Here is a 15,018-nt window from a genome sequence, read left to right on the forward strand (position 1 = left end):
ATGGAACAAATGCATCCCACTCCCCGATGCCCCGCATGCAGTGCCGGGCCGGCGTCGTGGCTGCTCATCGCAGCAGGCTCAGAAGTTCGTCGAGAACACCGGCCGACCCGGTGAGGTAAAGGGCCATTACCACCGCGTACACCAGAAGGAGTGTCGCCAGGGCCATCGTGAAGGCCGACAGTTCCAGTCTGCGACGGCGCCGTGTCTGCGGAGTGCGCACGGGGGATACTGTGCCCAGCACCGGGCGCCCGGCGATTTCCGCGAGCTGCCGGCGATTACTGATCGTCCGCCGTAATTGCGAAAGCAGGAAGGCGAACCCGGTGCCTGCGCCCAGCCCGACCAGCAGAATGCCGGTGGCCAGCAGCGGACGGTCGGGTGCGGAGGGCGCGGCCGGTCGGCGCGGTGGCTCGAGCACGCGGAAATCGACCGAGTCGGTCTCCGACTCCACCGCACCCGACATGATCGCCTGCTCGCGCCGGCTCTGGAGCTGACGATAGGAATCGCGAAGGACGTCATAATTGCGCGTCAGGGCGGTGAGTTCGGACTCCACGGCTGGTGCCCGATCGACGTCCTGTTCCAGTCGCGCGACACGCGCCTGGAACTCCTCGATGCGGGTCTCGAGCATCGCGATTTCACTTTCGGTATCGGTAATCGCGGCTTGCAGGGCGTCGTTTCCGCCGCCGGCGATGGGTACCATCGACGGGTTGCGGGCATGTTCGGCGGCTTCGCGTGAACGGCGTTCTTCCAGCTCGGACAGGATGCGCCGTGCGGCGACGATGTCCGGGTGGTCGTCGGTATACCGATGCCGCATGGAATCGATGTTTTCCTGCAGGTCGTTGATCCGCCGGTCCAGTTCCGGGTTGCGGTATTGCGCTCTCACCGTGCCTCCGCCCGATCGGTTCTCCTCGGCGCGGCGTTGCAATGCGGCCAGACGGCTGTGCGCTTCGCGCAGTTGCAGTTCCGCCTGCGCCACCTGATCGCGGGTACGTTCCAGACGCGAGTAGAAGTTGCCGTCGCCGCTGATAAAGCGCGCGTTCTGCCGCTTGAAGTCCTCGATCTCGGCTTCCTTGCTTCGCAACTGACGCTCGTAGGTCTCGATCTGACGTTCGATAAAACGCTGCGAAGTGCTCAGATCGAGCCGTGAATCGCCCAGTCCGCGCTCCATGAACAGATTTACCGTCTCGCGTACGACACGCTCGGCGACTTCCGGGTTGCTGTGCCGAAAACGCACGGTGTAGATGTTTTCGCGCCGCTCACCATCAAGGGACAGCCTGCTGCGCAGCAGATTGACTTGCGCGTCGAGGTTGGAGCCCCCCATGTACACGTCCAGGTCGCTTTGCTGGGCGATGGTCTCCAGGTTGTCGCGACTGAGCAGGGTGCGCGTCACCATGCGCAGCCGTTCTTCCGTATCCGGGCGCACGGTCATTCCGCGCAGCAGGGGATTGAGAACGGATTGGGTGTTTACAAACACCTGGGCATCGGCCTGATAGGTGTCAGGGAGGCTCTGGATGTAAGCCCATCCGCCTAGGCACACCACCCAGGCGATCGGAAGAATCCACCAGCGACGGCGCCAGGTGGCACGCGCCCGCTGTACGAAATCCTGAACAACTTTTTCCATCTTTCGTAGCCCCCTGTTAAACCCATTGACGCTTATCTTGACGCCCGCTGGGTCTTTCAAACGGAGTAACACTCGGCCGGGTAAAGAGGGTGCCTGGACAGCGGTTTTAACCGCTTTCCTTGGCCCCACCCGGGAGACGTCTAGGGCTATTGAAGATGGTTTATTTCGGCTTGTCTACACGTGTCGAGAATGTTTACACCTCAGAAGATTTCATTGCTGAGTTTTCTAATAAATTTTCGTGGTTTTTTAACGGATCAGGGGGTTACGTTAACTGGTACGCAGTTTGCTGGGGTTTGTTCGATTAGGATCGAAACCGGCCGCGAGGGGGAGTGGCTGGATGGGAGAGATTCTCAAATGGACGACGATCTAAGCCAGAAAAGCCTCGCGCAGAATCTCGCGGATTTTTGGCATCCCGCCATGCTCAAGCGCAGCTGGGGCGAGAGGCTCGACTTGATGAACGACATCTACCAGCAGCTTCACCGGTTCAGCGCGAATGACGAGGAATACGAGTCTTGGGCCGGACAAGTGGTGGCGGCAGTCATCGAACGGCTGGGAGAACCCCCCATAACGGATCCGGATCAGGCCGATCTCTATGTCTGTTCGCTGGAGCCAAGGCACTGGGCCGCTGCGTTTGCCTGGCGGTACGGGCGCAAGTCACCCAACAGGCCTGACCAACGCTGCTGGCCACGATACGCGGTCAATCTTTTGACGGAGATCGGTATACGAAAGGAGTGGCACAAGTGTCGTCTGATCGACCTGTCAAGGGGGGGTGCGCGGATTGCACTGGTCAGACCATTTCCGTACCTGTCGCCCGATACCGCCCTGCAACTGCTGATTCCCACCGCCGGGACCTTCGATGCCGTTGTGGTATCCGATCGCCGGGTTGGCCTGGGTCTTCGGTTCCTCAGGCGCAGTGGTCCCGGTCACCGCATCAACACGACGGCCTGAACCCGTGTCTCCCCGGCCGACCTTGTTACTCAAATGCGCAATGGAGGACGAACGTTTGTACACACATGCCGGCGTCGAGACTGGATGCCCCACTTCAGAACTTTGCCCGTCGGGCGAGGCCTCCCCGTCCTATCAGGTGTATCTCGCGACGGGTGCGCGGGCGCGCCACATTCACTACCGCATGCGCTATGCGGTGTATTGCCTGGAAACAGGCTTCGAAGCGGCCGAACAGTATCCGGGGGGCTTCGAACGCGATATCTATGACGAGCACGCCGCACATTTTCTGGTACGTCTGGGAGGACTGTACGCAGGTGGTCGCTGGGTCGGCGCCATGCGCCTGATCCGGCCGGACACGATGCCGCTCCCTACGATCGCCACCGGGCATCTGTTTCCGGATGCCTTCGCCAGGCCGCAGGCCGAATCCCCGCGGGTGCTCGAGGTCTCCCGCCTGATTGCCCGTGGCGCTCCGGACCGTGGTTCGCCGCTCCTGTTGTATCACCTTTGCCAGGCTGCCCAGTCGTATGCCAGGAATCATGGCTATGATTTTTTGTTGTTCATGATTCGGCCGGCACTTGCACGGCTGCTCCAGCGCCACCACATCCCGATTGAATTGTGTGGCGAGAAGTGTGATCACCGGGGGGTGCGTTTGCCGTTCCGGGCGCCCACCGACGAGTCGGGGGTAGCCCTTTCTGCCTGGCGCCGCCGTCTGGGACTGGGCGATGCATCGGAGCACTCCCACTATGCAGAGTTTGCCGGGAATCCGCCGTTCTCCAGCCGTGCGAAACCGGTTTACAAGCGTTGCTGGCGCAGGCGTCCGTATCGCGCCCCTGGGGCTATGGAAGTGCCCTGTGCAGGATGACCCGCTCATTACGGCCTTTTGTCGCTACTTCTCTCTGGTGCAGCCGGATGAGGAGCAGATGGAAGCCGTTTACCGGCTGCGCTACGAGGTCTACTGCCGCGAGTTCGGTTACGAATCCGAGGAAGACTGCCCTGACGAGCGCGAGATCGACGAATATGACGCCCAGTCGACACACTGCCTGCTGCAACATGTGGTGAGCGGTACCAGCGCGGGCTGTGTCCGCGTGGTGCATGTCGACGACGCCCGCCGGAAGTTGCAAGAACTGCCGATGGAACGGCATTGCCAGAACAGTTTTTACGAGACCGAGTATCGTCCGGACCGGATGGAGCGGGGCGACATATGCGAGGTTTCCCGGCTGGCGGTCAATGGCCTGTTCCGGCGACGTCTGGGTGAATCGGTCACCCCGGTGGGGGACCTTCACCTGTTGAATGTGCCCTTGGAACAGGCGCGCACCTTCCCGCTACTGGCGTTGAGCCTGTTCATGAGTGCGGTCGCGATGATGGAGATCCAGGGCCGTTCGCATGCCTTTGCCATGATGGAGCCATCGCTGGCGCGAATCCTTCGTCGCCATGGGCTGAAGGTCAAGCAAATCGGCACGGTCCAGAATTACCATGGTCGCCGCGCGCCGTTTCATATCAGTCTGCTCACGGCCCTGGCCGGGATTCACCGTTCGCCGTCGATGAGCCAGCTCTATGCGCACTCCTATGTGAACCTCTCCGATCCCCATCCCTCCGACTCTCTCTGGGATGCGGCTGCTTAACCAACGCCGATCAAGGCGCATGCCCGCGTAGGCCGTTCCTGTCTTTCCAGACGAGCGCGCCCGGAGCTTACGCACACTGCGCAGCGGGTAGCGGGTTCTGTTTGGCCGCTATGGATTGACTCGGCGTGCAACGCAGGACCGAAGCAGGGCGGACATCAACCCCGGAGCCATTCAACGGAAACCGGCTTGGCCAGCCACTGCGCCTTGTTCGTTCGCAATCGCGACGAAGCCGTGAACGTGTACACTGAATGGCGTTCCCGGGGGCGGCCTGATGCCTGAGTTCGACTATCACACGGCCTTTCGACGCACTCACGGCTGGGTCACCTGGCCCGAGCTGGAGCGCCTGCGTGGCTCACGGGTGGCCATTGCCGGCCTCGGCGGTGTTGGCGGGGCCCACCTGCTGACGCTGGCTCGTCTCGGGATCGGCCGGTTTCATATCGCAGATTTCGACTCCTTCGAGTTGCACAACCTGAACCGTCAGGCGGGGGCGGGTATGTCTCGCCTGGGCAGGCCCAAGGTCGAGGTCCTGCGCGAGATGGCGCTGGACATCAATCCGGAACTCGAGATCACCACATTCCCGGAAGGCATTGACCGCCACAATCTGGATGCCTTCCTGCAGGACGTCGATCTGTACGTCGACGGGCTCGACTTTTTCGTGTTTCAGGCGCGCCGCGAGGTCTTCGCCGCATCTGCCGACCGGGGCATCCCTGCGATCACCGTTGCCCCGCTTGGCATGGGGGCGGCCTTGCTGAATTTCCGCCCCGGCGGGTTGTCGTTCGATGATTACTTCGATCTGCGCGATGGGTTGCCCGACGAGGAGCTGGCCCTGCGTTTCATGATGGGGCTGGCCCCTTCGATGATGCAGATGGGGTACCTGGCCGATCCCGCGGCCGTTGACCTGGCGGCCCGGCATGGCCCGTCGACCGTGATGGCCTGTGAACTGTGTGCCGGAGTTATGGGCACCGAGGCCCTGAAGATCCTGCTGGGGCGGGGTCGCGTCGCCTGGGCGCCGCATGGAGTCCACTTCGATGCCTATCGCCAGCGCCTCGCCCGCACCTGGCGCCCTGGCGGCAATCGCAATCCCCTGCAGCAACTGTTTCTGGCGATCGGGCGTCGCCGGATGGCGCACCTCCGGGCAAAGGTCTAGAAAGCTTCTGTCCGGTCGTTCTTGTTGTAGTGCATGGTCCAGACACAAAAAAACCCCTCGTCCGAAGACGAGGGGCCGGGAGAGGACTTCCACCCAGGGGGGAGCAGAAGGCCCAACCACAAGGGCTGCTAGGCTTCCAGACCGGTCTCGCGGCGGCGTCGCGTGGCGACGAAGCCGAGCAGTACCAGCCCGGTTCCCAGCAGAAGCAGCATGGCCGGTTCCGGCACTTCCTGCCGTTCGGACCAGCGGGCGTCGGCCGAGCCGACCACCTCGAAGGTGGTGCGCTGGTCGACTTCCTCGAAGCCTTCGATGAAGTCGAACTGGCCGGTTACACGAACGTTCATGTAGAACGGCTCCGGACTGGTGAAGAATTGCTTGCCGTCGTCCGAAAGCATCCATTCGTTGAAGATCAGCGCGAAGCTGCCGATATCGTCCGAATCGGGATCGAAGGAACCCGCGCCCCGTTCGAACACGTCGGACCAGCCGACAAGGATGTCATCACCCGTGTTGCCAAGGGCGACACCGTCTGCGGCATCGTTCGAGTTGAACCCGAAGGAGGTATCCAGGTTCGGGTCCAGATAGAGCGCGATCGAGCCGCTTGCCCCGGTGAACTCACCTGTGGCTGCGTTGTAGTTGCCCGAGGACTCGAACACGGCATACAGGCCGTAGAACAGATCGGCATCGTCTCCCGAGGAACCCAGCCGGTTGCTTACTGACGTGCCTCCAAGGAAGTACTGACCGACGTTCCAGTAGGCCGCCGCATCGAAGGAGCCGTCGGCATCGAGGGTCAGCAGTTCCTCATAGCCACCGGTAATACGGTCGACCTGACGCTCACCTACCGGGATGTTCGTCAGCCCAAGCTGCGAATCATCAATGGTAAAGACGCCGGCGTGGGCGGTACCTGCAAGCCCCAGGCTGGCAACTGCCAGTACCGCGCCCAGCGCTGTTTGCTTGAACCTTTCCATGTTGAAATCCTCCACCTGTTAGTGTCTACGTGTTTGAAATTGCGTTTGCTTTCACTTTGGCTTGCTAGCCTTCCTGTCCTGCACTCGAAGTAAAGCAGGCTGCGTGCCAATCGATATAACTAACGGATAAATTTGGTATTTTTTGTTTTTTGTGCTGACTCGAGAAAGGCCCGTGTAAAAAAACCGGACAGCCGGGCAACGAGGCGCTTGAGTCGTTAAGGAGATGCTCATGTCCAAGCGCGCCAAGACCCGAGACGAGATTGCCGAGGCCTACAAATCGCCACCGTGGTGGTACGACGCTCGCGGCTTCCTGATCCTCACTTTTGCCTACAACAGCACGCTGGGCGCCCAGGTCCGGTTTTTTGGCCGAAACATGGGGGCCCGGCACCTGGAGATCGGCTGTGGCACGGGGACGCTGCTGGAAATGGCGATCAAGTGGCGCCGGCGGCGGAAGCTGCCGGAGAGCGAGGTGGTCGGTGTGGATTACGCCGAGTCCATGCTGGCGGGCGCGCGTCATCGTTTCGCAAAGGACGAGCACGTGACTGTCAAACACGCCGACGCCGCGGAGCTGCCGTTCGCCGACGGCGAGTTCGATACGGCCAACATCGCCAACTCCGTGCACTGCTTTCCGGATGTGGATGGCGCCATCCACGAGGCCCTTCGGGTGCTCAAGCCCGGGGGTACGCTGGCCGCGAACGTATTGCTGTATCCACGCACGCCCCAGCCGCTGAAGGTCATTGCCGAACGCATCAATCGCTGGGGCATGCGCAAGGGCATCCTGCACACGCCGTACGAGGCAAGGGATATCCTGAGCCGGTTCACCAGTGCCGGATTCCAGGTGGTCGACTCCTCGATCTCGGGCAACTGCTACAACCTGCTGTTAAAGCGACCGCAGTAGCCCCGGCGTCGATTTCATCGCTGGCTGGAAAAGCGAAAGCCCACGCGAACGTGGGCTTTCGCTCGGTATGTCGTTCTTGCTGTTCCGGCTTTACAGCGACTCGTGCAGCGACTGGGCCTGCTCGCGTTCCGGGAAGTCCTCGTGGGCGTCCAGTAGCTCCGTCAGCAGGGCGCGCGCCTGTTCGGTTTCGCCGCTGGCCTGGTAGGCCTGCGCCAGATGGAACCCGATATCCGGTGCCTGTGGGCTCATCCGATACGCCCGTCGCAGGGTCTCCAGGGCGCTTTCGGTATCACCACCCTCCAGCAGTACTACCCCCAGAGTGTCGAGAACGGCGGGTTGGTCCGGGGCCAGCTCGACGGCCCGCTGGGCGTACTCGCGGGCGCGGCGGTTATCGGACTCTCGGGCCAGCCACGCCGCATTGTTCAGCGCGATGACATCGTTGGGGCGTTGTTCCAGCAAGGTTTCGTAGGTGTCCAGTGCCTCGGGCTCCCGTCCCGAGTTGATTTGCGCAGAACCGAGCAGGTGTCGTGCGGCCGTATCTTCGGGGTGATCCTGCAGCCAGCCCTGGAGGGTCTCGATTGCCGCCTCGGTCTGCCCGGCCCGTTGCTGCACCTGGTATTTCTCCACCAGCCAGTCGCGCCGGACTTCGCGTTCGAGTGCGCGTTCATAGCCCTCGATCGCCTGTTCAAGTTCACCGGCTTGTGCGTCGAACCATGCCTGTTGCGCGATGACCTGGGCCGCCTCGGGGGCACGCTCCGCGACAGGCTCGAAGACGCTGCGTGCCTCGTCTATCTCGCCGGCCAGGCTGAGGTGTCGGGTCAGCACCATGCGCGCACTCATGTGGCTGGAGTCGATCGACAACGTCTCGCGCAGGGCCGTGACGGCCTGCTCGGTCTCGCCCAGGGCGGCGAGGTTACGTGCCAGCCGGAAACGTACTTCCGCGGCCTCCGGCCGCAGCACGGCCAGATGTGCGAGCACTTCCGCCGCGCCCGCGAAATCCCGTTCGCGTTCCTGCAAGTCGACCAGCAGACCGAGTACGCGCGTGTCGTTGGGGTGGTGTGCGCGCGCCTTCTCCAGGGTGGAGCGGGCGGCTGAATAATCCTCCTGCTGGTTCTGCGCGCGGGCCAGCATCAGGTAGGGTTCGATCCGGTCAGGGTGTTCCTCGATCGCGCTTTGCAGCCAGCGCTTGCCGGCCTCCATCTCGCCCTGCTGAAAGTGCAGCGTTGCCAGCCGGATGGCCGAGGTGGGGTGCCCGGGCTCGCGTTCCTGCAGGTCCTCGAGAATCTCGCGGGCGGTGTCCAGGTTGCCCTGGCGTACCTCAAGCGAGCTCAGATTCAGGGCCAGGGGACTGTTGTCCGGATGGAGCGACAGACCTTCCTGATAGACCAGACGTGCTTCGTGGATTTCGCCGAGGCCCAGCAGGGCTGCCCCCATCAGGTTGTATCCCTGTGGGTTTTCCGGGTCCTTTTCGCGCAGGCGTTCGGTTGCCTCGAGCGCCTTGTCGTACTGCCCGTCCCGAATATGTGCCAGGGCAACCGAGTAGTCGGCCAGCCGTACATCGGTGCTCTCGATGGCGACACGTTGCAGGAGTTCCATCCCCTGTTCGTGATCCCCGTGCCGTACGAGGGCAATCCCCAGCATCTCCTGCAGTTCCGGCCGGTCGGCACGGTTGGCCAGTGCCTCGCGCAGGATTTCGATCCCGCTTTCGGTGTCCCCCTCGCCGATGTAGAGCGCGGCCAGCTGGTCCCCCAGGGCCTCGACCAGATCGGGTCGCTCGCTCAACGCGTCGGCCAGGATGCGTCGAGCCTCCTGGGGACGCCCTTGCTCGATGCGCAACTGGGCCAGCAGCCGATAGCTCATCGCGCTTGGTGGGCCCAGCGCATGGTGGCGCTCGAGCAGGCGCTCGGCCTGGGACCAGTTGCCTTCTTCCAGGCGAATGGCCGCCAGATAGGGCATCGCGAGGCGATAGTTGCCGGCTACCGCCAGCGTTTCTTCCAGATGGGGGCGAGCCGCCGCAGGCTCGCCGCTCTCGAACTCGACCAGGCCCAGCAGGAAGTGGCCGCCGGGGTTGTCCGGGGCGCCTTGCTGGAGAAACTTGCCGTCCTCGCGGGCCTTGTCGAAGTGCCCCAGTTCGACATGCATGAGCCCTCGTTTCAGGCGCTCGGCGATGGCGTCCGGACGCAGTTCAACGGCACGGTCGAATGCCTTGAGTGCGGCTTCGGGGTCGCCCTGCACCCGTTCCAGGTCGCCCTTGAGGGACCAGGCTGGCGAGAACTCGGGGTCGGCCTCCAGGGCCGCATCGGTCATCTTCATCGCCTGCTCGGCGTCTCCATCGGACATGGCCTTGTAGGCGCGCGCCAGGTGAATCTCCACCAGGTCGTCGCGTTTTTCCTCTGCCGCCGCCAGGTACTCCGCGCCGGTGGTGGCCTCCCCGGCCTGGAATGCCGCCAGCGCGCGGTAAGCCTGCAGGCGCGCGGCATCTTCGCCTTCCAGGTCGTCGGCCTCAGGGATCTCGCTGATCGCGCCACTGCCCCCCAGGGTGAACAGGAGCTGCGCCAGAGGCAGCGCATAAACGTTCGGGTCGGCTCCAGATTCCAGTGCTCGTTGCAGGTGGCGTACGGCTGGCTGAGGCTGCTGGTCGCGCAGATACGCGAGCCCCAGGCGGCCGCGCATCTCGGGGTCCGGATTGTGCTGCAGCGCATTGCGGTACTCGATGGTGGCCGCGGCGTATTCGCCTGCCTCCATATGGCGCTCGGCACGTTCCCGGTGTTCGGCCTCGGTCGGGGTGCCCAGGGCATCGCAACCGACGAGGGTCAGCGCCATCAGCAGCGGGGCCAGGCGTGGAAGGGTACGGCGGGGCGAGCCCACCACATGGCGTACAGGACGGAGAGTCTTCATGGCGGGTTTACCTCAGGCCAAATTTGTCGAGCAGGCTGTAGAGAGTGGGCCGCGTGATTCCGAGTTGATCCGCGGCCTGGGCAATGTTGTTCTTGCTGCGGGCCATCGCTTTCAGGATGGCTTCGTGTTCCGCGTGTTCGCGGATGTCGCGTAGTCGCACTGCCGGGACGTCGCCATGGGGGGGCTCCAGGCCCAGGTCCTTGGCGGTAATCATCTGGCCGTCGGCCATGATCACGGCGCGGCGGATCAGGTTTTCCATCTCGCGCACGTTGCCTGGCCAGTCGTAGGCCTCGATCGCGTTGGTGGCGTCCAGCGTGAAACCGCGTCGCGGTCGCCGCTGATCTTCGGTAAAGCGGTCGAGCAGATAGTGCGCCAGCAGGGTTGCGTCTCCCTTGCGCTCGCGCAGGGGAGGGATGGAGACCGAAATCTCGCTGATGCGGTAGTACAAGTCCTCGCGAAACTCGCCTTCCTGAATCAGTGCCTTCAGATCCTGATTCGTGGCGCCGATGATGCGGACGTTGACCGGGATCTCGGCGCGGCCGCCGAGGCGTTCGACCTTGCGCTCCTGCAGAAACCGCAGCAGCTTGGCCTGCAGGCTGTGTGGCAGGTCGCCGATCTCGTCCAGGAACAAGGTGCCGTTGTTGGCGTGCTCGATCTTGCCGATGGTCTGGCGCGAGGCCCCGGTGAAGGCACCTTTCTCGTAGCCGAACAGCTCGCTTTCCAGCAGGTTCTCCGGGATCGCGGCGCAGTTGATCGCTACGAAGCGCTCGTTCGCGCGACCGCTCAAGTCGTGCACTGCACGCGCCAGAACCTCCTTCCCTGTGCCGCTCTCGCCCAGCAACAGTACGGTGGCATCGGAGGGCGCGACACGCTCTACAACCCGACAGACATCCAGCATGCCCGGGTCGGCGGTGATGACTCCGCTCAGGGAGGCCCCAGGCCTGCGCGCCAGCTGGCGGTTTTCCGCCTCGAGTTCATACAGGTGCGCGGCGCGATCGACGATCATCCGCAGGAGGTCCGACTCGACTGGCTTGATGTAGTAGTCGTAGGCGCCCATGGCCACGGCCTTGAGCGCGTTCTCGCGATCATCGTTTCCGGTCACGACGATCACCTTGGTCTCGGGATCCATCGCCAGGATGTCCTGCAGCAGCGCCAGACCCTCGGAGGCGTTGGCCGGGTCGGGCGGCAATCCCAGGTCCAGCGTCACCAGTTCCGGCTGGTGGCGTCGTATCCTGGTCATGGCGCTTTCCCGGTCTTCCGCCTGCAGGATTTCGTATCCCTCGAAGCACCAGCTCAGCTGGCTGCGCAGACCCTGGTCGTCTTCAACGATGAGAAGCTTCAACATAGAACCCTCGCAATCACCAGCGGTCCTCATGACGGCTCGGCCAGCGCCGGAGCCACCTGCAAGGGGAGCTTCAGGGTAAACGTCGTTCCAACGCCGGCCTCGCTGTCCACCGAAATACGACCGCCCATGCGCGAAATGCGGTCTCGTGCCTCATATAAACCAATCCCCATCCCCGCGTTTCCCTTGGTGGTCTGAAAGGGTTTGAAAAGCCGATTCTTGAGAAATGCCGGGTCCATGCCGCTACCCGTGTCTTCGATTTGAACAATAGCCCAACCCTCTTCGGTGTAAAGATTGAGATTAATTGAGCCATCATCCGGCGTAGCTTCTTGAGCATTTCTTACAAGGTTGAGTAGGACATTTTTAAGTCCTTCCTGGTCGCCTGTTACAGCGGCGGGTTCGCGAAGATCGAGCCGGGGCAGGGGCGAACGATGGCGGCTGGCCTCGGAGACCTCGGCCAGTAGTCGGTCCAGTGGGATGATGCGGCTCGGCGTCTCGGGTGTGGCCTGGGCATGGCGCAGCTGGGCCAATGTCCGTTCGAGCCGGTCGCGGGCATTGCCCACCGTGCGCAGGGCATCGCGGACAAAGTCCGGATTGGACAGATGTCGTTCCGCGTTGGAGCACACCAGGGACAGCTGGGCCGATACATTCTTGAGGTCGTGCACCAGAAACGCCGCCAGTCGGTGAAACGCCTCGAACTGACGGGCCTCCAGCAGGGCCTCGTCGGTTTGCACCAGCGCGACATAGATGGCGAGCTGGCGTCCGGCGGTCTTCAGGAGGTCACGCTCCTCCCAGTCGATCTTGCGCGGTGCCCGCGGGTGGGCGAGCACAACAAACCCCTGCAGCAGATCCCCCTTGAGCAGTGGCACCACCACCCACAGGCGCGCGTTGCCAACCAGCCATTCGGGCAGTTGCAGGCCCTGATACAACTCGGGATCCCGGCGGTATTCGTTGAGGTCGATCACCCACCCGGTGCGCGCCACGAACTCCACCAGCGCCCCGTCGGGCTCTTCCGGCGGGTAACTGGGATCGCCCAGATTCAGGACCCCCTCCAGGGCATAGGTACCGTTGCGGTCGCGCACCCACAGCAGGCCCCCGGGGCTGTCCACCAGCTCGCCGATGGCCTGTATGGCGCGCTGGCGGAACGGAATCTCGTCGTCCTCGGCCGACAGGGTGCCGGTGAAGCGCAGCCATTCCTGTCGATAGTCGAACGAGTAGCGAAAGAAATGCTTGGCCAGAAACACTCGCAGGCGGGAGCGCAGGCTGCCCGATGCGACGATGACGGCTAGCAGCAAGGCGGCGCCGAACAGGAAGACCACCTGCAGGAAGGCGCCCAGGTCGCCCCCAACATGCTGCAGGTAGTAGGCGGCCGCGCCGATGGCGAGCAGGTATAGCCCGGCCCCGATCAGCGCCGCGGTATGGAACAGGAGGTGCCGCGAGACCACCGGTGCCTCGCGTGCCTGTAGCGGCCGGCGGGCCAGCGAGATCGCGAGCAATGGCACGACCAGGGCATTCACCAGGCCGCGCGCCTGCCAGACCGGGCTGTTGATGGCCCCGAACAGCACGAGATCGGCATACAAGAACAGATCGAAGGCAAACATCGCCCCGAGGCCCAGGCTCAGAAACTTGATCTCCCAGCGCCGTTGCAGCGGCGTATTGCGAAAGACCTGTTCGACCAGCACCAGGCCCAGCACCACCATACCGAGCATCGCAATGCCCACCCAGGCGCCGAGGGGCAGGGCAACCGGCAGGGCCAGAGCCACGAACAACCCCGCCATCAGCGCCGCCGTGGCGATCATCGCCGCGCGCAATGGAGCCGGAGGCCTCGAGCCGGACTCGCCGCGACGAACCAGCAGGGCGAACAGGACTGCAAACCACCCGGCATTGCGCAGGACCTCGAAGGCCCCTCCGGAGACCGGGGTCTCGCCAATCTCGTGGGCCACGAACGCCATGTGCAGGGCCCAGATCACCGACAGCAGCGCCGCGACCGCGATCCACAGACTCCCCGGGCGTTGTCGCCAGGTCCACAAGGCCAGCACCACCAGCACCAGGAAGGCGAGGGCAGCCAGCAGATAGCTTGGGGCGGCGAGGTTCATCGCTCAGCGGGCGCCGCGGCCAAACAGGACCACGCGGACCGTCTCGAACAGGATCATCAGATCCATGAACAGGCTGTGGTTCTTGACGTAGTACAGGTCGTACTGGAGTTTCTGGCGTGCATCCTCGACCGATGCGCCGTAGGCGTAGCGCACCTGGGCCCAGCCGGTAATGCCGGGGCGGATGCTGTGGCGGGCGAGGAAATACGGGATCTGCTCGCTGAGCTGTTCCACGAACACCGGGCGCTCCGGGCGCGGACCCACGAACGACATCCGCCCCTGAAACACGTTGATGATCTGCGGCAGTTCGTCGATGCGCAGCTTGCGTATCACGCGACCCACCCGCGTGATGCGGTCATCGTCGCCACTGGCCCAGCGGGCGACTCCGTCCCCTTCGGCGTCATCGCGCATGCTGCGGAACTTGCAGATCTCGAACGGGACATTGCCCAGGCCGATCCGGGTCTGCCAGTAGAGAACCGGCCCGGGGCTGTCGAGCTTGATCGCAATGGCCGTGATCAGCATGACCGGGAAGGTCACCACCAGCAGGGCGGTGCTCGCCAGCAGATCAAAGCCGCGCTTCACCACGGTGCGCGGCCAGTACTGGCGGAAACCATCGCCAAATACGAGCCAGCTGGTGTTGATTCCGTCCAGCTGGAGCTGTCGGTCCTCGCGTTCGAAGAACGACGACAGATCCGTAACGCGGATACCGTTGAGCTTGCACTCCAGAAGCTGATTGAGCGGCAGGTTCTCGCGGCGCTCGCGCATCCCCACCACGATCTCGTCCGCGCGCAGGGAACGTGCCACGTCCAGAAGGCTGGTCTGGGCATCCAGCACCCAGAGCCGCCGGTTGTCGACCAGCCGGTCGGTCTCGCGCTCGGTCGCGACATATCCCACGATCTGGTAGGTGGCGTCGCCCGCGCCGGGGTCTGACTGGCGTGCCTCCAGCGACCGGGAACGGCTCCCGGTGCCCAGAACCAGCACACGGCGCTTGAAGGCGTCGGTCTCGGACAAGCCGCGGAACAGGCTGCGTTCGGCTGTCAGACTTGCCAGCAGGATGACCGCGCTGCTGCCCACGATCGTGGGTGTAACGAGGCTGCTCGCCGTAAGCATCCCGAGGATCGCGAGCGCGACGCCGGCCAGGATCAAGGCACCGCCAAGGCGTACCACGGCAGAGCGCAAACTGAAGGTCGCCAGACACTCCTGCTCGTAAAGGCCCACCAGCATCACCGCGAACAGAACGACCGCCACCGCGATCAGGAGCTCCGGCATCCAGGGGTCCATCGCGCCCAGCGACAAGGTGAACAGGGCAAGTGTCAGATAGAGCGCGATGTAAATGGCGAGCAGCTCAAGCCCAACCAGCGCCAGAATCCGCCGCGATACATAGTGTCCAAGTATTCGCATGCTCAAAATGCCCCCCGGTCACCTCCCCAGCGATCAGGGAGATGATCGATGCCTGTTCCTTTCCCGAATATCCGGCCCGTTCACCCGAA

General features: G+C 63.5%; 11 protein-coding genes. 5 read left to right on the top strand and 6 right to left on the bottom strand.

The window, feature by feature from the left end; all coding sequences use genetic code 11:
- Positions 1-64: 64 nt before the first annotated feature.
- Entirely contained in the window at positions 65-1,618 is a 1,554-nt protein-coding gene (locus C935_RS0103645; protein ID WP_018861157.1) for an XrtA system polysaccharide chain length determinant, read from the bottom strand.
- A gap of 354 nt (positions 1,619-1,972) precedes the next feature.
- On the opposite strand from C935_RS0103645, the gene C935_RS0103650 reads away from it, so the two are divergent.
- The 4 genes from C935_RS0103650 (at position 1,973) to C935_RS0103665 (ending at position 5,332) form a co-directional block, all read left to right on the top strand.
- Entirely contained in the window at positions 1,973-2,566 is a 594-nt protein-coding gene (locus tag C935_RS0103650; protein ID WP_018861158.1) for a PilZ domain-containing protein, read from the top strand.
- A gap of 40 nt (positions 2,567-2,606) precedes the next feature.
- Positions 2,607-3,425 (top strand): acyl-homoserine-lactone synthase, encoded by an 819-nt coding sequence (locus tag C935_RS0103655; protein WP_026278623.1) that lies wholly within the window; start codon positions 2,607-2,609, stop codon positions 3,423-3,425.
- On the top strand, positions 3,415-4,185 hold the full coding sequence (locus C935_RS0103660; RefSeq protein WP_018861160.1) for a PEP-CTERM/exosortase system-associated acyltransferase: 771 nt from the start codon (positions 3,415-3,417) through the stop codon (positions 4,183-4,185). The genes C935_RS0103655 and C935_RS0103660 overlap by 11 nt, the downstream gene beginning before the upstream one ends.
- Before the next feature lie 271 nt (positions 4,186-4,456).
- Positions 4,457-5,332 (top strand): ThiF family adenylyltransferase, encoded by an 876-nt coding sequence (locus C935_RS0103665; RefSeq protein ID WP_018861161.1) that lies wholly within the window; start codon positions 4,457-4,459, stop codon positions 5,330-5,332.
- A gap of 128 nt (positions 5,333-5,460) precedes the next feature.
- Here the strand turns inward: C935_RS0103665 and pepA are convergent, their stop codons facing one another.
- Positions 5,461-6,297 (bottom strand): flocculation-associated PEP-CTERM protein PepA, encoded by an 837-nt coding sequence (pepA, locus tag C935_RS0103670; RefSeq protein WP_018861162.1) that lies wholly within the window; start codon positions 6,295-6,297, stop codon positions 5,461-5,463.
- A gap of 229 nt (positions 6,298-6,526) precedes the next feature.
- On the opposite strand from pepA, the gene C935_RS0103675 reads away from it, so the two are divergent.
- Complete coding sequence (locus C935_RS0103675; RefSeq protein ID WP_018861163.1) at positions 6,527-7,195, top strand: class I SAM-dependent methyltransferase; 669 nt, start codon at positions 6,527-6,529, stop codon at positions 7,193-7,195.
- A gap of 90 nt (positions 7,196-7,285) precedes the next feature.
- Here C935_RS0103675 and prsT read toward each other — a convergent pair whose 3' ends face one another.
- The 4 genes from prsT to C935_RS0103695 are packed head-to-tail and all read right to left on the bottom strand — an operon-like array spanning position 7,286 to position 14,929.
- A complete protein-coding gene (gene prsT / locus C935_RS0103680) occupies positions 7,286-10,066 on the bottom strand; it encodes an XrtA/PEP-CTERM system TPR-repeat protein PrsT (RefSeq protein WP_018861164.1) in 2,781 nt (926 codons plus the stop codon).
- A 34-nt stretch (positions 10,067-10,100) separates the two neighbouring features.
- Entirely contained in the window at positions 10,101-11,438 is a 1,338-nt protein-coding gene (prsR, locus tag C935_RS0103685; protein WP_018861165.1) for a PEP-CTERM-box response regulator transcription factor, read from the bottom strand.
- Positions 11,439-11,464: 26 nt separating this feature from the next.
- Positions 11,465-13,531 (bottom strand): XrtA/PEP-CTERM system histidine kinase PrsK, encoded by a 2,067-nt coding sequence (gene prsK / locus C935_RS0103690; RefSeq protein ID WP_018861166.1) that lies wholly within the window; start codon positions 13,529-13,531, stop codon positions 11,465-11,467.
- A gap of 3 nt (positions 13,532-13,534) precedes the next feature.
- On the bottom strand, positions 13,535-14,929 hold the full coding sequence (locus C935_RS0103695) for a TIGR03013 family XrtA/PEP-CTERM system glycosyltransferase (RefSeq protein WP_018861167.1): 1,395 nt from the start codon (positions 14,927-14,929) through the stop codon (positions 13,535-13,537).
- Positions 14,930-15,018 lie beyond the last annotated feature (89 nt).

The organism is Thioalkalivibrio sp. ALJ3 (genome assembly GCF_000377205.1).
In the GTDB taxonomy this organism is placed as follows: Bacteria; Pseudomonadota; Gammaproteobacteria; order Ectothiorhodospirales; family Ectothiorhodospiraceae; genus Thioalkalivibrio.

What these genes read in the sequence shown, in the direction of transcription:
- C935_RS0103665 (WP_018861161.1), top strand. Translation starts at nt 4,457, where the DNA reads ATGCCTGAGTTCGACTATCACACGGCCTTTCGACGCACTCACGGCTGG.
- pepA (WP_018861162.1), bottom strand. Translation starts at nt 6,297, where the DNA reads ATGGAAAGGTTCAAGCAAACAGCGCTGGGCGCGGTACTGGCAGTTGCC.
- C935_RS0103650 (WP_018861158.1), top strand. Translation starts at nt 1,973, where the DNA reads ATGGACGACGATCTAAGCCAGAAAAGCCTCGCGCAGAATCTCGCGGAT.
- prsK (WP_018861166.1), bottom strand. Translation starts at nt 13,531, where the DNA reads ATGAACCTCGCCGCCCCAAGCTATCTGCTGGCTGCCCTCGCCTTCCTG.
- C935_RS0103655 (WP_026278623.1), top strand. Translation starts at nt 2,607, where the DNA reads ATGGAGGACGAACGTTTGTACACACATGCCGGCGTCGAGACTGGATGC.
- C935_RS0103675 (WP_018861163.1), top strand. Translation starts at nt 6,527, where the DNA reads ATGTCCAAGCGCGCCAAGACCCGAGACGAGATTGCCGAGGCCTACAAA.
- C935_RS0103695 (WP_018861167.1), bottom strand. Translation starts at nt 14,929, where the DNA reads ATGCGAATACTTGGACACTATGTATCGCGGCGGATTCTGGCGCTGGTT.
- prsR (WP_018861165.1), bottom strand. Translation starts at nt 11,438, where the DNA reads ATGTTGAAGCTTCTCATCGTTGAAGACGACCAGGGTCTGCGCAGCCAG.
- C935_RS0103645 (WP_018861157.1), bottom strand. Translation starts at nt 1,618, where the DNA reads ATGGAAAAAGTTGTTCAGGATTTCGTACAGCGGGCGCGTGCCACCTGG.